General features: G+C 70.8%; 19 protein-coding genes, 2 tRNA genes and 1 pseudogene. 7 read left to right on the top strand and 15 right to left on the bottom strand.

The window, feature by feature from the left end:
* The 3 genes and pseudogenes from HW577_RS08830 to HW577_RS08820 form a co-directional block, all read right to left on the bottom strand.
* Positions 1-398: pseudogene (locus tag HW577_RS08830) on the bottom strand (hypothetical protein); the annotation flags it as partial.
* 40 nt (positions 399-438) lie between these two features.
* On the bottom strand, positions 439-2,277 hold the full coding sequence (gene argS, locus HW577_RS08825; RefSeq protein ID WP_198375773.1) for an arginine--tRNA ligase: 1,839 nt from the start codon (positions 2,275-2,277) through the stop codon (positions 439-441).
* Positions 2,278-2,284: 7 nt separating this feature from the next.
* The gene (locus HW577_RS08820) at positions 2,285-3,433 is read right to left on the bottom strand and encodes a deoxyguanosinetriphosphate triphosphohydrolase (protein ID WP_198375772.1); all 1,149 of its coding nucleotides are present in this window, start codon (positions 3,431-3,433) and stop codon (positions 2,285-2,287) included.
* A gap of 80 nt (positions 3,434-3,513) precedes the next feature.
* Between HW577_RS08820 and HW577_RS08815 the strand changes: the two genes are divergently transcribed.
* Both HW577_RS08815 and HW577_RS08810 read left to right on the top strand, forming a co-directional pair.
* Positions 3,514-3,867, top strand: a complete 354-nt coding sequence (locus tag HW577_RS08815; RefSeq protein WP_198375771.1) for a HesB/IscA family protein — start codon at positions 3,514-3,516, stop codon at positions 3,865-3,867.
* A gap of 87 nt (positions 3,868-3,954) precedes the next feature.
* Positions 3,955-4,722, top strand: coding sequence for an exodeoxyribonuclease III (locus HW577_RS08810; RefSeq protein ID WP_198375770.1), 768 nt, complete (start codon positions 3,955-3,957; stop codon positions 4,720-4,722).
* 3 nt (positions 4,723-4,725) lie between these two features.
* Here HW577_RS08810 and HW577_RS08805 read toward each other — a convergent pair whose 3' ends face one another.
* The 5 genes from HW577_RS08805 to HW577_RS08785 form a co-directional block, all read right to left on the bottom strand.
* Positions 4,726-5,025, bottom strand: coding sequence for a hypothetical protein (locus HW577_RS08805; protein ID WP_198375769.1), 300 nt, complete (start codon positions 5,023-5,025; stop codon positions 4,726-4,728).
* A 31-nt stretch (positions 5,026-5,056) separates the two neighbouring features.
* Positions 5,057-5,260, bottom strand: coding sequence for a hypothetical protein (locus tag HW577_RS08800; protein ID WP_198375768.1), 204 nt, complete (start codon positions 5,258-5,260; stop codon positions 5,057-5,059).
* Positions 5,261-5,353: 93 nt separating this feature from the next.
* Entirely contained in the window at positions 5,354-7,072 is a 1,719-nt protein-coding gene (gene ilvD / locus HW577_RS08795) for a dihydroxy-acid dehydratase (protein WP_198375767.1), read from the bottom strand.
* 27 nt (positions 7,073-7,099) lie between these two features.
* On the bottom strand, positions 7,100-7,288 hold the full coding sequence (locus tag HW577_RS08790; RefSeq protein WP_198375766.1) for a hypothetical protein: 189 nt from the start codon (positions 7,286-7,288) through the stop codon (positions 7,100-7,102).
* Between the two features lie 6 nt (positions 7,289-7,294).
* The gene (locus HW577_RS08785) at positions 7,295-9,994 is read right to left on the bottom strand and encodes a valine--tRNA ligase (RefSeq protein ID WP_198375765.1); all 2,700 of its coding nucleotides are present in this window, start codon (positions 9,992-9,994) and stop codon (positions 7,295-7,297) included.
* 101 nt (positions 9,995-10,095) lie between these two features.
* On the opposite strand from HW577_RS08785, the gene HW577_RS08780 reads away from it, so the two are divergent.
* Complete coding sequence (locus HW577_RS08780) at positions 10,096-11,061, top strand: tripartite tricarboxylate transporter substrate binding protein (RefSeq protein WP_198375764.1); 966 nt, start codon at positions 10,096-10,098, stop codon at positions 11,059-11,061.
* A gap of 18 nt (positions 11,062-11,079) precedes the next feature.
* Here the strand turns inward: HW577_RS08780 and HW577_RS08775 are convergent, their stop codons facing one another.
* The 3 genes from HW577_RS08775 to HW577_RS08765 form a co-directional block, all read right to left on the bottom strand.
* Positions 11,080-11,679 carry a DUF2497 domain-containing protein gene (locus HW577_RS08775; protein ID WP_198375763.1) on the bottom strand — a complete coding sequence of 200 codons (600 nt, stop codon included), beginning with the start codon at positions 11,677-11,679 and terminating at the stop codon, positions 11,080-11,082.
* Entirely contained in the window at positions 11,676-13,190 is a 1,515-nt protein-coding gene (locus HW577_RS08770) for a TolC family outer membrane protein (protein ID WP_332837569.1), read from the bottom strand. The genes HW577_RS08775 and HW577_RS08770 overlap by 4 nt, the downstream gene beginning before the upstream one ends.
* Positions 13,191-13,326: 136 nt before the next feature.
* A complete protein-coding gene (locus tag HW577_RS08765; RefSeq protein WP_198375762.1) occupies positions 13,327-13,983 on the bottom strand; it encodes a protein-L-isoaspartate O-methyltransferase family protein in 657 nt (218 codons plus the stop codon).
* Between the two features lie 107 nt (positions 13,984-14,090).
* Between HW577_RS08765 and HW577_RS08760 the strand changes: the two genes are divergently transcribed.
* From HW577_RS08760 to HW577_RS08750, 3 genes are all read left to right on the top strand, one after another.
* Positions 14,091-14,161: transfer RNA gene (locus tag HW577_RS08760), tRNA-Cys, on the top strand.
* Positions 14,162-14,221: 60 nt separating this feature from the next.
* Positions 14,222-14,297: transfer RNA gene (locus HW577_RS08755), tRNA-Asn, on the top strand.
* A 359-nt stretch (positions 14,298-14,656) separates the two neighbouring features.
* Positions 14,657-14,926 (top strand): hypothetical protein, encoded by a 270-nt coding sequence (locus HW577_RS08750; protein WP_198375761.1) that lies wholly within the window; start codon positions 14,657-14,659, stop codon positions 14,924-14,926.
* Positions 14,927-15,031: 105 nt separating this feature from the next.
* Here the strand turns inward: HW577_RS08750 and HW577_RS08745 are convergent, their stop codons facing one another.
* The 4 genes from HW577_RS08745 to HW577_RS08730 form a co-directional block, all read right to left on the bottom strand.
* Positions 15,032-15,373 (bottom strand): hypothetical protein, encoded by a 342-nt coding sequence (locus HW577_RS08745; RefSeq protein ID WP_198375760.1) that lies wholly within the window; start codon positions 15,371-15,373, stop codon positions 15,032-15,034.
* A gap of 38 nt (positions 15,374-15,411) precedes the next feature.
* Positions 15,412-15,651 (bottom strand): hypothetical protein, encoded by a 240-nt coding sequence (locus tag HW577_RS08740; RefSeq protein ID WP_198375759.1) that lies wholly within the window; start codon positions 15,649-15,651, stop codon positions 15,412-15,414.
* Between the two features lie 44 nt (positions 15,652-15,695).
* Positions 15,696-16,532 (bottom strand): GIY-YIG nuclease family protein, encoded by an 837-nt coding sequence (locus HW577_RS08735; protein WP_198375758.1) that lies wholly within the window; start codon positions 16,530-16,532, stop codon positions 15,696-15,698.
* A 102-nt stretch (positions 16,533-16,634) separates the two neighbouring features.
* Complete coding sequence (locus HW577_RS08730; RefSeq protein ID WP_198375757.1) at positions 16,635-16,868, bottom strand: hypothetical protein; 234 nt, start codon at positions 16,866-16,868, stop codon at positions 16,635-16,637.
* Between the two features lie 265 nt (positions 16,869-17,133).
* Here HW577_RS08730 and HW577_RS08725 point away from each other — a divergent pair.
* The coding region (locus tag HW577_RS08725) for a hypothetical protein (RefSeq protein WP_198375756.1) at positions 17,134-17,328 on the top strand (195 nt) is incomplete at its 3' end.

Raw genomic sequence — 17,328 nt, 5'->3', positions numbered from 1 at the left:
TGCGGGGCAGGAGCCTGCGGGGCCGGCGCGGCGGCGGGTGGCGGGCTGGGCTGCGCGACCTGCGCCCGCAGCGCATCGATGCGCGGCCCCTCGGGCTCGGGTGCAAGGCGCGCCGCCCCCGGCTGCGCGTTGGAACCGCGGTTGCGCTCGAAGATCAACTCGTCCTGGTTCGGCACGCGAAGTCCGCCCGGATCGTCGGGGCGGACCTTGATCGGGCGCGGATCCGCTTCGATCAGCGGGACGCTGCGCGGGCCGCTGGCGCGGGTGATGCCCCAGGCCAGCGCGCCAACCACGGCGAGCACCGCCGCGATCGTTCCGCCGATCGCGACCATTCGCCAGGGCGGCCCGCCATGTTCGGGCGGCCGAAGACGATAGGATGGAACATGCACTTCGCTCACGCCGCACCCCCCAGTGCCAAGGAGGGCCCGTGGCCGGCCCTCAGCGCATTTCCTCGACCGGCGTCACCCCCATGACGCCGAGGCCCGAGCGGATCACCGTCGCGGTCGCCGCGACGAGGGCCAGCCGGGCCCGGGTCGCGTCCGGCTCCTCCGCGCGAATGAAGCGCAGCGTCGAGTCGTCGCGACCACGGTTCCACAATACATGAAAGTCCGCCGCCAAGTCCTGAAGATAAAAGGCGATCCGATGCGGCTCCCGCGCCAGGGCCGCGGAGTCCACGGTTCGCGGCCAGGCGGCGATGCGCCGGATCAGCGCCATTTCCGCCGCATCGGTCAGGGCATCGAGCGGCGCGGCGACGAGATCCGCCACCGCGGGGTCCCCCGCCTGGCGCAGCACCGACCGGCAGCGCGCATGGGCGTACTGCACGTAGAAGACCGGATTGTCGCGCGATTGCTCCACCACCTTGTCGAGGTCGAATTCCATCTGCGCGTCCGACTTGCGCGTCAGCATGGTGAAGCGCACCGCGTCGCGGCCGACTTCCTCGATCAGGTCGCGCAGCGTCACATAGGTCCCGGCGCGCTTGGACATGCGGACGGGCTCGCCCGCCTTCATCACATGCACGATCTGGCAGAGCACGATCTCGAGCGGCACCTTGCCGTCGGAGACGGCGCGCACCGCCGCCTGCATGCGGCTGACATAGCCGCCATGATCGGCACCCCACACGTCGATCAGCAACTCGTGCCCGCGCCCGATCTTGTCCGCGTGGCAGGCGATGTCGTTGGCGAAGTAGGTGTTCGATCCGTCGGACTTACGCAGCGGCCGGTCAACGTCGTCGCCAAAATCTGTCGCGCGGAACAGCGTCTGCGGCCGCGGTTCCCAATCATCCGGCGTCTTGCCCTTGGGCGGTTCCAGCACGCCCTCATAGATCAGGCCCTTGTCCTGCATCAGGCGCACCGCGCCTTCCACGGCCCCGGCCTCGACGAGCGCCCGCTCGCTGAGGAAGACGTCCTGCGTCACGCCAAGCAGGGCGAGGTCCTCGCGGATCTCGGACATCATCATCGCGACCGCGGTTTCCCGGCAGGTGTCGAGCCAGGCGGTGCGCACGAGCCAGCCGCGTTCCAGCGCCGGGGCGAAGGCGGAGACCGTCTCCTCCGCCCCGAGCATCCCAGGCGCGATCTGCTGCGCGACCAGCGAGGCGCCATAGCGTTCGGCCAGCGCCTCTCCCACCGCCACCAGATAGTCGCCGCGATACTGCAGCGTGACGCCGAAGCGGCGCTCCGTCGCCTCCGCATTCCACTCATCGGCGTCGAGCGTGACGGCGCGCAGATACCGCCAGTAGGCCGCCCAGCCGAGGGCGGCGACCTGGTTGCCCGCGTCGTTGACGTAGTACTCCTTCGTTACCGCGAAGCCGGCCTTGGCCATCAGGTTGGCGAGCGCGTCGCCGACCACCGCGCCACGGCAATGCCCGACATGCATCGGCCCCGTCGGATTGGCCGAGACATATTCGACATTCACCCGCAGCCCACCGCCTGCCTGGCTTTGGCCGTAGGCCTCCCCGGCCCGAAGCACCGCCGGCACCTGCGCGCGGAGAAAATCCTCCCGCAGGCGCAGATTGACGAAGCCGGGGCCCGCGGGGGTGGCCTCCGTCACCATCGGCAGGGCAAGCAGGCGCTCGGACAGCGCCGCGGCCAGCTTCTGCGGCGGCATGCGCGCGGGCTTGGCCGCGACCAGCGCCGCGTTCGTCGCCATGTCCCCATGCGTGGCATCGCGCGGGGGTTCGACCTGGACGCGGGCGAGCGCCTCGGCAGGCAGGTCCGGCACCAGGCCCGTGAGCGCGCCGCGCACCTCCTGCGTCAGCAGGGTGAAGATGTTCTCGGTCATGGGGTACTCAGCCAGGAATGTCGGGGTCGGTCAGGCGCCGGTGTTCCTCCAGCGCGTAGCGGTCGGTCATGCCGGCGATGTAGTCGCACACCACGCGGGCGCAGGCCGGGGTCCCGGCCTCCCCCGCACGGTCGCGCCACACCGGCGGCAGCATCTGCGGCCCGCCATGCAGCAGGCTGAACAGCATCTGCACCACCCGCTTCGACTTCGCCATGGTGCGGTTGACGCGCCAGTGCCGGTACATCCGGTGGAACAGGAATTCCCGCACGGCGTGATTGGCCTCGACCATTTGGTCGGAAAAGGCGATGACGGGGCGCGGCGCGGCGCGGATCGCGGCCACGCTGTCGGGTTCGAGCGCCGCGATGCGCCGGCGCGATTCGGCGACCACGTCGCCCACCATGCGATTGATCACGCGCCGGATCGCCTCCGCCGCGAGGCGCTCCGGCGGCGCATCGGGCGTGGCGGCCTGCGCCTCGGCCAGGGCATCGCCCACCAGCGGCAGCGCCGCGACCTCCTCAAGCGTGAAGAGCCGCGCGCGCAGCCCGTCATCCAGGTCATGGTTGTTGTAGGCGATGTCGTCCGCCAGCGCCGCGACCTGCGCCTCCGCACTCGCATGGCTGCCGAGGTCGAGCGGATGCCGCGCATCGTACTCGGCGATGTAGGGCGCCGGCCGCCGCAGCGGGCCGTTGTGCTTGGCGAGCCCTTCCAGCGTCTCCCAGGTCAGGTTCAGCCCGTCGAAGCCGCCGTAGCGCGCTTCGAGCAGCGTGACGGCCTTGAGCGACTGCGCATTGTGGTCGAAACCGCCATAGGGCTTCATCGCCGCGTTCAGCGCATCCTCCCCCGCATGGCCGAAGGGCGGGTGGCCGAGGTCGTGCGCCAGCGCCAGCGCCTCCGCCAAATCCTCGTCCAGTGCCAGCAGGCGGGCGATCGACCGCGCGATCTGCGCGACCTCGATGGAATGCGTCAGGCGCGTCCGGAAATGGTCGCCTTCGTGGTAGATGAAGACCTGCGTCTTGTACTGCAGGCGCCGGAAGGCCGTGGCGTGAATGATGCGGTCCCGGTCCCGCTGGAAGGGCGAGCGCAAATCACCCCCCGCCTCCGGATAGAGCCGGCCGCGGGAGGTCTCGGGCCGGACGGCATAGGGCGCGAGAACCATGGCCCCGGCCCTAGCACCCGGCGGTGCGCGTTGGAAGCGGGCCGCGGATCGCCTATGTTCCTGCCTGAGGAGTCACAGCCATGCCCGACGGCACCAGCACCCCGCCCGCCTTCCGCGTCACCGACAGCGCCCGCGCCCAGATCGCCGAGATCGCCGCGCGGGAAGGCCGGCCCGGCGCCGGGCTGCGCCTGGCAGTGGAGGCCGGGGGATGCTCGGGCTTCCAGTATCGCTTCGGAATCGAGGACACCGCCGCCGAGGACGACCTGGTATTCGGCGAGGGGGCCGGGCGCGTCTTCGTGGATCCGGTCTCGCTCGACCTGCTCGCCGGGGCGGAACTCGATTGGGCGGAAGAACTCATCGGGGCGCATTTCGCCATCCGCAATCCCCAGGCGGTGTCGGCCTGCGGGTGCGGGACGTCCTTTTCGGTCGGGTGAACGCGAAGCGCGGGGGAGGAGAACCTCCCCCGGGCCCCCTCCCTTCTCTATCCGCTGGGGACTGACTCCGAAGGGAGCGACCACGCCTTGAAGATCGCGACGTTCAACGTGAACTCGATCCGCCAGCGGGCGGGGCACGTCGCGCGATTCCTCGAGCGGCAGGCGCCCGACCTGCTGTTCCTGCAGGAGACGCGCTGCACGGCCGAACAGGTGCCGGCGATGGAATTCGAGGCGCTGGGCTACCGCACCCACGCCGTGGGGCAGCAGGGCGGGCGGAACGGTGTCGCCGTGATCTCGCGCATCCCGTTCGAGGTGGTCGCCGAGGCCCTGCCCGGAGACACCGAGGACGGCCAGGCCCGCTACATCGAGGTGCGGGCGGAAAAGATGCACGCGGCGGGCATCTACCTCCCGAACGGCAATTCCGGCGGGGAGGCCGGCTTCGCCTACAAGCTCGGCTGGATGGACCGGCTGCGGTCCGTGGCGCAGGACAGGCTCGACGCCTTCATCCCCTTAGCGATCCTCGGCGACTTCAACGTCTGCCCGACGGAGGCCGACCTCGCGCTCGGCGCGCTGCCGCCGACCGATGCGCTCGTCCGCCCGGAAAGCCGCGCACGCTTCCGCGCTTTGCTACACCTGGGTCTCACAGATGCGCTGCGCGCGCTGCACCCGGCCGAAACCCTCTTCACCTATTGGGACTACGGCGCGGCCTTCGAGATCAACCGCGGCCTGCGCATCGACCATGTCCTGCTCAGCGCCGACCTCGCCGAACGGCTCGAGACGTGCGAGGTTGACACCATGCCGCGCGGGGAGGCGCAGCCCTCCGACCACACGCCGGTGATCGCGACGCTGCGCTGACCCCTACCAGCGCCGGTAGTGGCGCCGATACGGCCCGCCCCAATAGCCGCCCCCCCAGCCCCAGCCGAGGCCTATGCTGAAGGACGGATAGACCGCCACCGGTGGCGGGGCCTGCGGCACGACATAGATCGGCACCCCAGGCGCTTCGCCGTATCCATAGGATGGCGGGGCATAGGCGAGCGGCGGCGGTGCCGGGGCATAGATCCCGGGCGGCGGGACCGGCGGCAGCGGGCCGAGGCTCCCGTCAGGATAGACGGCACACCCGCCGAGTAGCAGGGCAGTGGCGCAGGCGGTCAGGCGCATGGCGTCCTCCTGTGCCGCCGGCGGCTGTGCCTCATCCGCCCCAGCACCGCCCCCAGCGATCGCAGCTCGGGGCGTGATGCCAGCGGCGATGTTGGTACGGCGGGGCGTAGTAGGCCGGCGGCGGACCAGCATAGACCGCGCGCGGCGGCGGCCCATAGCCAGGTGCGGGATAGGCGACGCAGCCCGCCAGGCCGAGCGTGGCAAGGACAGGCAGCAGCAGGCGATGCTTGGTCATGTCGGTCCTCCGGCGCGGCGCATATGTCCGCCGCTCCCGGAAGGGATGCGCCCGCCGCGTGGCGGGCGCATGGCTCTCGAAGTGTAACTTGCCTTATTGGTCGGCGTAGCAATGCGTCTCGGCCGCGCCACCCGGGTTGGTGACAGCGCCGAGATAGGCCGGCCCGACGAGCTGCGCATACTTCCACAGCGCACCGGAATTGTAGTCATGCCCGCGCGGCTTCCAGGCGGCGCGGCGGCGGGCGATCTCATCCTCCGGCACGATCATGTCGATCGTCCCCTTCTCGGCATCGATCACGATGCGGTCGCCATTCTGCAGCAGCGCGATCGGGCCGCCGACCGCCGCTTCCGGCCCGACATGGCCGATGCAGAAGCCGCGCGTCGCGCCGCTGAACCGGCCATCGGTGATCAGCGCGACCTTGTCGCCCATGCCCTGGCCGTAGATCGCGCTGGTGGTGGACAGCATCTCCCGCATCCCCGGCCCGCCCTTGGGCCCTTCGTAGCGGACGATGATCACGTCGCCAGCCTTGTAGGCGCGCTCCTCGACCGCCTTGAAGGCATCCTCCTCGCAGTCGAAGCAGAGCGCGGTCCCTTCGAAGCGCAGCGTCTTCATCCCCGCGATCTTCACGATGGCACCTTCGGGGGCGAGGTTGCCGTGCAGCGCGACCACACCGCCGATCGGGCTGATCGGGTCGGAGCACGGCCGCACGACGTCCTGGCCGGAGGGAACGATGACCTCCCGGTGGTTCTCGCCGATGGTCTTGCCGGTGACGGTCAGGCAATCACCCTTCACATAGCCGCCATCGATCAGCGCCTTGATGATCACCGGCACGCCGCCGATCCGGTGCACGTCGGCCGCGACGTAGCGCCCGCCGGGCTTGAGGTCGGCGATATGCGGCGTCTTGCGCATGATCTCGGCCACGTCCTGCAGCGTGAAGCGGATCCCCGCCTCATGCGCCATGGCGGGCAGGTGCAGCACGGCATTGGTCGATCCGCCCGTTGCGCCGACGATGGCCGCGGCATTGTGCAGGCTGTCGAGGGTCACGATGTCGCGCGGGCGGATGTTGCGGCGGATCAGTTCGACCACCGCCTTGCCGGATTCGATGGCCCAGCGGTCGCGATCCTCGTCCGGCGCCGGCGCGCCGGCGGAAAAGGGCAGCGCCAGGCCGATCATCTCGCTCACGCAGGCCATCGTGTTGGCAGTGAACTGGCCGCCGCAGGCGCCTGCGCCGGGGCAGGCGTGGCGCTCGAGCTCATCGAGTTCCTCGTCGCTCATGTTCCCCGCGGCGTGCTGGCCCACCGCCTCGAACACGTCGAGCACCGTCACGTCCCGCCCATGGTGCTTGCCCGGCATGATCGAGCCGCCATACATGAACACGCTCGGCACGTTCAGTCGGATCATCGACATCATCACGCCCGGCAGCGACTTGTCGCAGCCCGCGATGCCGACAAGCGCGTCGTAGCAGTGCCCGCGCATGGTCAGCTCGATGGAATCCGCGATCGCCTCGCGCGAGGCGAGCGAGGACTTCATCGACTGGTGCCCCATGGCGATGCCGTCGGTCACCGTGATGGTGGTGAATTCGCGCGGCGTCGCACCCGCTTCCTTCACGCCGACCTTCGCCGCCTGCGCCTGGCGCGACAGCGAAATGTTGCACGGCGCGGCCTCGTTCCAGCAGGAGGCGACGCCGACCAGCGGCTGCTCGATCTCCTCCTTCGTCAGGCCCATCGCGTAGTAGTAGGACCGGTGCGGCGCGCGCTCCGGGCCCATGGTGGTGTGGCGGCTCGGCAGGCGCGACTTGTCCCAGGCGGTCATTCCGACATCTCCCTTGATTGGCGGTCCTCAGCCGACCGCAAGCAGAAACGCGACGGCGAGCCCGATGCCCGCCAGCCCCGCGATCAATTGCGCCAGCACCTTCGTGAGCGTCAGTCCTCCGACGCTCCGGCCGGCGATCAGGTCGCGCCCCCCTACGGTCGCCACCACGAAGATGGTGATGGCGACGAACAGGTTGAGCGTGGCGCTGTCGAACATGGGCGATCAGCCCGCGATGCGCGCCATGGCGGCGTCGAGGCGCGCGATCTCGGTCTGCTGGGCCTCGAGACGGTCGCGCATCTCCTGCACGATCTCTTCCGGCGCGCGGGAGACGAAGACGTCGCTGCCGAGCTTGGCCTCGGTCTTGGCGGCCTCGCCGGCGATGCGGGCGCGCTCCTTGGCCAGCCGCGCGCGCTCGGCGGCGAGGTCGATGACATCGGCCAGCGGCAGCATGATCGTCGCCTCGCCCACCACCGCCTGCACGGCGCCCTTCGGCGCCTCGCCCTCCAGCGCGCGGATCTCGGTTGCGCGGCCGAGCCGGCAGATGGCATCGGACCAGCGCGCCGCGCGGGCGAGGCTTTCGCCCGACGCGCCGGACAGCAGCAGCGGCACGGTGATGGATGGCGCGACATTCATCTCCGAGCGCACGGTGCGGACCTCCGAGACCAGCCTCACCACCCAGTCCAGCTCGGCCCGCGCCTCAGCGGCACCTTCCACCGGCACCGCTTCCGGCCAAGGCGTGCGGATCAGGCTCCCTTCGGCGCCATAGCCCATGCGGAGCCAGAGTTCCTCGGTGATGAAGGGCATCGCCGGATGGAGCATCCGCAGGATGGTGCCGAGCACATGCTGCGCTGCACCCTTCACCTCCTCCTTCTCCGGCCCGTCGGGCCCGTTCAGCACGGGCTTGGCGAATTCCAGGAACCAGTCGCAGAAGCCGTTCCAGGTGAAGCGGTAGCAGGCGATGGCGTAGTCGTCGAAGCGGAAGGCCTCCAGCGCCGCGTTCGCATCCGCCAGCGCCGCATTGGCCGCATCGAGGATCCAGCGCGACAGCGGCAGCTTCGCCGAAGCCGGGTCGAAATCCGCCCGTGGCGCGACGCCGTTCATCTCGCAGAAGCGCGACGCGTTCCAGATCTTGGTGGCAAAGGCCCGGTAGCCCTCGATCCGCTGCTTGGACAGCTTGATGTCCCGCCCCGGCCCGGCCAGCGCGCAGAGCGTGAAGCGCACCGCATCGGCCCCATGCGCGTCGATCAGCTCGAGCGGGTCCATCACGTTACCGCGCGACTTGGACATCTTCTGCCCCTTCTCGTCGCGCACCAGGCCGTGAATGCAGACGGTGCGGAAGGGCACCTCCCCCATGAAATGAATGCCCATCATCATCATCCGGGCAACCCAGAAGAAGATGATGTCGAAGCCCGTGACCAGCACGTCGCCCGGGTAGTACTTGGCGAGTTCCGGCGTCTTCTGCGGCCAGCCGATCGTGCTGAAGGGCCAGAGCGCGCTACTGAACCAGGTGTCGAGCACGTCCTCGTCGCGCGTGAGGTCCACGTCGCGGCCGAACTTCTCCCGCGCCTGCGCCCGCGCCTCATCCTCGCTATGCGCCACGAACACCTCGCCATCCGGCGCGTACCAGGCCGGGATCTGGTGGCCCCACCAGAGCTGGCGGGACACGCACCAGGGCTGGATGTCGCGCATCCAGGCGAAGAAGGTGTTCTCCCACTGGCGCGGCGTGAACACGGTCTGCCCGGTCTCGACCGCGCGGATCGCGGGCTGCGCCAGCGTCTTGGCGTCGACGTACCATTGCATGGTCAGGCGCGGCTCGATCGGCACGCCAGACCGGTCGCCATGCGGGACCATGTGCGTGTGCGGCTCGATCTTCTCGAGCAGTTCCATCTCCTCGAGCTTCGCGACGATCGCCTTGCGCGCCGCGAAGCGGTCCTGGCCGGCAAGCCCGCGCACGAAATCGAGGTCCGCGACGCCGTTCACCACCGCCATCGAGGCCGCGATCTCCTCCAGCATCACCCGCCCTTCGGCGTCGAGGACGGAGGGCATGGCGAGGGCGTGCCGCTTGCCGACCTCGAAGTCGTTGAAGTCATGCGCCGGCGTGATCTTTACGGCCCCCGAGCCCTTCTCAGGATCCGAATACTCATCCGCCACCACAGGAATGGCGCGCCCCGTCAGCGGCAGGATGACGCGCTTGCCGACCAGGTCGCGGAACCGTTCATCCTCCGGATGCACCGCGACGGCCGTGTCGCCCAGCATCGTCTCCGGGCGCGTCGTCGCGACGACGAGGAAGCGCCCCGGCTCGCCTTCCACCGGGTAGCGGAGGTGCCAGAGGCTGCCCTTGACCTCCTTGCTCTCGACTTCGAGGTCGGAAATCGCCGTCAGGAACTTCGGGTCCCAGTTGACCAGGCGCCTGTCGCGATACAGCAGGCCCTCGCGGTAGAGCCGCACGAAGACCTCCCGCACCGCGTCGGAAAGCCCTTCGTCCATGGTGAAGCGCTCGCGCGGCCAGTCGAGCGAGGCGCCGAGCCGGCGCAGCTGGCGGGTGATGGTGCCGCCGCTTTCGGCCTTCCATTCCCAGACGCGGTTGAGGAACGGCTGGCGCCCCATGGCCCTACGGTCGGGACCACCCTGCTGCGCGAGCAGGCGTTCCACCACCATCTGCGTCGCGATGCCGGCATGGTCCGTGCCCGGCTGCCACAGCGCGTCGCGCCCCTGCATGCGCCGCCAGCGGATCAGCACGTCCTGCAGCGTGTTGTCGAGCGCATGGCCGATATGGAGGCTGCCCGTGACATTGGGCGGCGGAATCATGATCGTGAAGGGCTTCGCCGGGGAGGACGGGTCCGCCGAAAAGGCGCCCGAGGCTTCCCATCCCTGATAGAGGCGCTGTTCGATCGCGGCGGGGTCGAAGGACTTGTCGAGCATGGCGGCATCCCTTCCCTGCCCGCCGCCCCCGCGTCAAGGGCGGCGCGCGTTGGACGGGCCGCTGCGTGCGAGGTAATCGGGCGGCAGCAGGGGAAACGACCATGACCAGCCGCCGCATCCTCCTCGGCCTCGCCGCCGCCACGCTCGCCCGCCCGGCGTTCGCCCAGGCATCCTGGCCGTCGGGCCCCATCCGCATCATCGCCCCCTTCCCGCCCGGCGGGTCGGTGGACACCATCACCCGGTTGCTCCAGCCGCATCTCTCGGCCGATCTCGGCGTGCCGGTCGTCATCGAGAACCGCCCCGGCGCCTCGGGCGCGATCGGCACCGCGGCGCTGGCACGCAGCCCGGCAGACGGCCAGACCTGGGCGATGGTGTTCGACACCCATGCGGTGAACCCGGCGCTGATCGCCAACCTCGGCTTCGACACGCGGCGAGACGTCATTCCCGTGATGCTGGTCGGCACCTCCCCCATGCTCATCACGACTCACAATTCGAGGCCCTGGCGCAGCCTGCAGGACGTGGTGGCGGCGGCGAAGGCGCGGCCGGACACGCTGACCTACGGCTCGATCGGCAATGGCTCGCTCGCCCACCTGACCATGTCGCTGATGCAGAAGGCCGGCGATTTCCGCGTCGTGCACGTGCCGTATCGCGGCGGCGGCCCGATGAGCGCGGCGGCCGCGGCGGGGGAACTCGACATGCCGATGGCGACCAATGCCGGGCTCGGCGGGCAGGTCGGCGTCACGCTTCGTCCGCTCGCGCAGACCGGGGCGCGGCGCTCCGCCCTGTTCCCGGACCTGCCGACGGTCGCTGAATCCGGCATCCCGGGCATCGATTCGCTCGCCTGGTGGGCGGTGATCGGCCGCGCGGGCGTGCCGGAGCCGGTGCTGCGCCGCTTCCACGCCGCGTTGGCCAAGGCGCTCGCGGTGCCGGAGGTGCGGACGCGGCTGTCCGGTCCGCTCGGCATCGACGTGGTCGGATCCACGCCGGAAGCCTTCGGCGCCTTCCTCGATGCCCAGATAGCGACCTGGGCGCAGGTGGTGCGGGAGAACAACATCCGGCCGGACTGACCCGGCCGGGCGAGGGCATCAGGACAGGGCGCGGCCCACCACGCGCTCGATCTCGGCGCGCACCAGGCGGTCGACGATCCCCGGCAGGTGCTGGTCGAGCCATTCCTTCAGCAGCGGGCGGAGTTCCTCCCGCACCACATCCTCGATGCTCGGTCCGCCGCGATGGACAGCGGAGCCGCGCTCATTCGCGACGGCGCGGACGAGTTGGCTGACGGAGGCGGTGGCGGCTGCCGCGACGGCGGGCGCCAGCAAGGCATCGGAGGGGAGCGCGGCGAGGGGCGGGGAAACCGCGACGGCTTCCATCGGCGGCGGCGGCGGCTCGACGACGACCACGACCGGCGGTTCCGGTTCCGGCTCCGGCATGGGCGCCGGATCGGCGGCACCGCCGACCATCATGTCCTCGGTCAGCACCAGCGGCCCGTTGGCCTCATCGGCGGGCGGGGGCTCGGCCGGCGCGGTGGCGGCCGACTCGGCCGGTGCGGGCTCGGAGGCGGGGGCGGGCGGGACCTCGTCCTCGTTCAGGATGCGGCGAATGGAGGCGAGGATGTCCTCCATCGACTGGTCCGTCGCGGGGCCCGCGGGCGGGGCGCCGGGCGGTGGCGTTCCCTGCCCGCTCATGGCCGGCGCGCCCCTGCTGGCGGCGGCAGCGTCTGGACCTGGATGGCGCTCTGCGGTGCCGGCGTCTGGGGCGCCGTGTCCGAATAGTCCCCGGTGCCGGCCCAGCGGTTGCGCACGGTGTTGTAGTAGGCGCGCGGGTCATAGACCTGCACCGGCAGGTTGAGGTCCTGCGCCGTCAGCCGCCCGATCGTCGCTGCCAGGGAGTAGGAGGCGTTGATCAGCGTGGCGAGCGACCGCACCAGGTTCACTCGCGCGGTCAGCAGTTCCTGCTCGGCGTTCAGCACGTCGAGCGTGGTGCGGCTGCCGACCACGGCTTCCCGCTGCACGCCATCGAGCGCGATTTCCTGCGCGCGGATCTGTGCGCGCACGCTTTCCACCTGCGCCCGCGCGCTGCCGAGCGTCTCCCACGCCTGGGTCGCCTGCTGGGCGGACAGGCGCCGCGCGTCATCCACCGCCTGGCGCGCGCGCTGGGCCTGCTGGCGCGCCTGGCGCACGGCCGCGTGCTCGGAACCGCCCTGGTAAAGCGGCACCTGAAGGTTGGCCGTGACCTGCGCGCCGGTCTGGCGCGACCCGCGGGATGCGTTGTTGTCGATGCGGAAGGTGGAGGCATTGACGCTGACCTGCGGCATCAAGGCCGAGAACTGCACGTCGATGTTGTCCCGCGCCGAGGCCTCGTCGAACATCGCGGCAACCACGGCGGGGTTGTTCTCGGCGGCGAGCCGCACCGCTTCCTCGCGGGACCGGACCGGGGCGGCGAGCGGCGGCGGCGCGGCAACGCGCGCGGGCTCGACGCCCACCAGCCGCTGGAAGACGGCGCGGGAAGACTGCAGGTTGCCCTGCGCCTGGTCGAGCTGGAAACGCGCCTGGGCGAGACGCGCCTCGGCCTGGGCGACGTCGGTGCGCGTGATCTCGCCGACGCGGAAACGCTCGTTCGTCGCCTGCAGCTGGCGGTTCAGCACCTGGACGTTGTTGGTGTTGAGCCGCACTTCCTCCTGGTCGCGGATGACGGCGACATAGGCGGCGACGGATTCCAACAGAACCTGCTGTTCGGTCTGCAGCAGACGCGACCGCTGGGCATAGACGGCGTTCTCCGCCTGGCGCGTCTGGGCGGTGGTGCGGCCGCCGGTGTAGATGGGCTGGGTCACCGTGGCCGAGAGGCTGCCAGTGTTGCGCGGGCTTTCGGAAAAGGCGGAAAAGGGCTGCCCGGCCGTATCCGGGTTGCGGACATTGCCGGCGAAGTCGCGCTGGAGCGGCACGGTGGCCTGGCTACGGTTCGTCGTGTCCGAATAGCCTGCGCCGGCGGCGACGGTGACTCGCGGCCGCCAGCCGGACAGTGCCCGCGGCACTTCCTCATCCGTCGCGCGCAATTGTGCACGGGCGGCGAGCAAGGTCGGGTTGTTCGCGTAGGCCGCGGCCAGCGCTTCCTGCAATGACTGGGACCAGGCCGCACCGGATGGAGGCAGGGCCATCGCGGCGGAAACTAGCAGGGCCCGGCGCAACCAGGGTGTCACGTGTGCAATCCCCCAAAGCGGCCTGCGCAACCCTGCAAGCCTAACCCGCAAGTCTTAACGCACTGCAACGCAGCGGCGCCACCCCAAGGGATGGCGCCGATTGTGTCCAAGCGTGACCGCCGGGGGGTGCGCGGGGTCAGAACGCGAAGGCGGGGGCGCCGGCGAAGCCCGGCAGCGCGGGGGCATGGGCATCGAATTCGACCGTGGTCGTCAGCGCCCCGCCGGCCTTGCGCAGGAGCAGCGCCCGCCCGGGCGGGCCGCCAGCCAGCCCGATCGCCACGAGCCGCCCACCTTCGACCAGTTGTGCCCCGAGCCGCTCCGGCACCTCCATCACGCCGCCCTCGATGATGATCGCGTCATAGGGGGCGGCGGCGGCATAGCCCTCGGCGGGGGCCGCCTCGATCAGCGTGACCGCGCCGGGGGCCGTGGTGACGGTGAGCGCGGCGCGGGCGATCACGATCAGGCCAGGGTCGGCCTCGACCGCCGTGACGGTGGCGCCGATGGCGGCGAGCAGCGCCGCGCCGAAGCCGGTCCCGGCGGCGAGCACGATCGCCCGGTCGCCCCGCTTCACGGCGGCCAGCTGGACCAGGCGCGCGAGCACGAGCGGCTTGAGCATGGCCCGTCCGCCCGGCAGCGGCACATCGGCATCGGCATAGGCGCGCGCGGCGAGGCCGGCGGGAAGGAAGCGTTCCCGCGGCAGTTCGCGCATCGCGGCGACGATGCGCGGATCCTCCACCCGGTTCGGCCTCAGCTGGCCGTCCACCATCAGCCGTCGCGCGTCGGCGAAATCCATCGTGCTGCGCCTTCCTTCAACCGGCGCGGTTATAGGGTCCGCCGCCGGCACGCGCCAAGCGGCCGCTTGACCGCGCCGGGCGCGCGGCCGATATGGGGCGCCCGCGCGGTCCGGTGGCCGAGTGGTCAGGCAAGGGTCTGCAAAACCCTCTACAGCGGTTCGATTCCGCTCCGGACCTTGCCGCGCGGGTGGGTTTACACCGGTGGCGCCCCGGACTATACGCGGCGCCCGGCTCCGTTCCCCGATAGCTCAGCTGGTAGAGCGCGGGACTGTTAATCCCTAGGTCGTTGGTTCGAGTCCAACTCGGGGAGCCAAATCCTTCCGAAAACCCGCAGAAATCCGCCATTTTCCAGCGTGCGGGAATATCGGCCCCATCGGCGGCCCCATCCGCCCCCTTCCGGGGCGATCCCGCTTCCATCCCGGACTCGCCGATCGCGCCGCCTGGGCGGGCTGTGGCGCGCCTGGGCGGGCCGATCCATGGGCGCCCTTCCCTGGCCCGCCGGGCGGCTTCCTGGGCGGCCTGCGCGGCCTGATCCGCCCGGCGCCGATCCCCCTGCCCTTCCGGCCGCCCAAGGCCGGGGCCGCCGCCCTGCCGGTCGCGCTGGTGGTTCTTCCGGTCGGCGGGGCGGATGGCGGCGGGCGCCCGTGATACGATGCGCGCGGAGGTTCCGACATGCGCCTGTCCCGCCGCGCCTTCCTCATCACGCCCGCCGCCCTGGCCGCTGCCCCGGCCGCCCTGGCCGCTGCCCCGGCCGCCGCCCAGCCCCTGGCGCCGGAAGCCGCGTCCGCATGGGCGATCGAACCGATCGACGAGATTGTCCGGCTCCGCTCCATCGCGGATGACGATGCCTTCTGGCAGGCCCTTCACGAGGCAATCGCCAAGATCGACTGGAGTTTTCTGAGGCGGCATCGATCCAGACGCTACGGGCCGGACGCCGCCTGATGCGCGCGACGATCGGACGGCTGATCTGGTGGTTTGCGGATGCAGCGCGCCCGCCGCCCAGGCCGCGCCCGGCGGCAATCGACGAACAGACTGTCGCCCAGGCCGTCAGGATGAGCCGGGATCAGGTCGCACGGGATCATCAGCCCCGCCAGCCGCCGGGCGATCCGGCGCCGGCCCCGCGCTGATCGTCGCCTCCACGGCAGCGATCTCGGCATCAATCTCAGCGATCCGATCGGCCAGCCGCGCCGCCTGCGCCGCCAAGCCTTCCCGCATCAGCCGCAGCCCAGGCAACGCCCCCGCCGCACGGGCCGCATCTTCCGCCCGCGCTTCTTCGGCCGCCTGGGCGAAGGCGCGCTCCATCATGGCGACCGCCTCGCTGCCCGGGGGATCGGCACGGATCGCGGCTTCAAGCCGCGCCAGCGAATGGTCGGACCTGCTGATGGGCATGGTCGGTGTCCTTCTGCTGGGCGATCAGGGCGCCAGGATCAGCGCCGCAGATCGATCACGACCGGCGGATCGCCTACGCGATGGATCAGCGCAGGCCCGCCGCCCGTGTTCACCATGTGCCGCCCGGCCGCACCGAAGTCGTCAAAGATGCCGCGCAGAATGCCGCCCCGCACGACCACCCATTTCCCCGTCAGATGGCCGACGCCGGGCAGCGCATCGAGCGCCGCCTTGTCGGCACGAAGCGCGTCCATTTCCGCATCGAAGTCGCGTTCACGCATCGGATATGCCTCCGTGCCGATCATAGCCGCGCCCCCGGGCAGCATCACGGCGCCAGGGTCAGCGCCGCCATGGGCGCCGCCTGGGCAGCCTGGGCGGCCTGGACTTCCAGGGCGAGCAGGGCGTTGTCGCGATATCGCTGGATGGCCCGCAGGCTGTCGGAATTCCACCGATGGATCGAAAAGGCCCGCAGCGCGTCCATGTCGCGGGCTTCGACCATGGCGACTACCGATGCCAGCAGGGCGCGGTAGAGCGCATGCGTCGGCTTCGAGAAATCCGGCGGATCGGGGATCAGCCCGCGCGCTGCGGCCTTGCGATCTTCGCCGCGATGCCTTGCGGACACTAGCGCGCGGTAGGCTTCGCTTTCCCACAGCGCCGTGGCTGCTTCGGACTTGCGCTCCTTCACGCCGTCGCGGGCCATCGCGGCCTTGGTTCCGGCGATCTGGCGCTCCTTCACATCGGGCCGGGCCTGCGCGGCCTTCGACGCGGCGCTGAGGCGGGCCTTCGATTCCGGCGCCAGCGCGCTCGCGGCGCCGCCTTCCCGCAGGTTGTAACCGGCGGGCCGCATCGACCCGAGTTCCACGATCCACCGCTGTTCGGCCGCGTTGAGATCGGCGCGATCACCCTGGAAGACTTCCAGCACTTCGACGCGGAAGGCGTCCGCGCCGTGTTTGCGGATGGCAGCCTCAAGAGCGCGGCATGGGCGTCTGCTTTGATTGGGCCGGCCGGCATTTCGCACATGCTCGGCGAGGCGCGCCTCGGCTGCTTCCTGTGGCGTGCCGGGCTTCGTGGTCTGGCCGATGTAGGGCTTGGCGTTCACCATGTTGGTGATGCGATAGATGACGCCGGCCCGGTCGGGCGCGGCGGATGGCTGGCGGGCCATGATGGGCTTCCTTCGATCGGCGCCGGCCCGATGCCGGGCGCTTCCGTCGCCCACGCCCCGCGCGGCCGAAGCCGGCGGGGCTGGCGATGAAGGGGAAGTCGATCAGGCCGGCTCGGCTTCGCGCAGGTCCAGCCGCCGTTCGATGCGATCAAGCCGCGATGCCAGCCCATCCATGCGCACGCTGCTCTCTGCCCAAGCCGCGACGAGATGCGACTGCCCTGATTCGAGGTTGCCCAGCCTCGCCTTGATCTCGGCGCCGTCATCGCGCAGCCGGGCAATATCCGCGCGGATCGCGCGCAGATGTTCGAACATGAGATTGGTGGTCGCTTCGGTCATCGGCATGGCGCCGAAAGGCTAGCGCGGCGCTGGGCAAAATGCATCGGTAGTCCTCCTTGGGGCCGGCCGATCCGGCCGCCTTCGATGCTTCGCTCTATCGGCACGCCGGGGCTCCGTTCGAGCAGAACCGGCGCGCCTCCGCATGCGACACACGCATTTGCGAGTTGATGTGTCGGCGGGCCGATTTTCCTCGAACCGACCGGCGATTTCGCATGTCTCGGCGGCCTGGGCGCGGCATTCCGCCGCCGCCGAAGGAGAGCCCCCGATGAAGACCACCACCAAGGCCGCGAAGGCCCCGAAGGCCGCCGCGAAGCCGCAGGCCCAGCCGAAGCCGGCGAAGGCCCAGGCGAAGGCGCCCGCCGCCCAGCCCGAAGCCCCCGCCCCGGCCCCGGCGCCGGAAGCCCAGGCCCAGGCCCCGAAGGCCGTGTCCAAGGCCGCCCAGGCCGCCGCCGATCGCCGC

This window comes from Neoroseomonas rubea, assembly GCF_016106015.1.
In the GTDB taxonomy this organism is placed as follows: domain Bacteria; phylum Pseudomonadota; class Alphaproteobacteria; order Acetobacterales; family Acetobacteraceae; genus Neoroseomonas; species Neoroseomonas rubea.
Note: the sequence above shows the minus strand (reverse complement) of the source record. Positions and strands in the feature narration are given on the sequence as shown.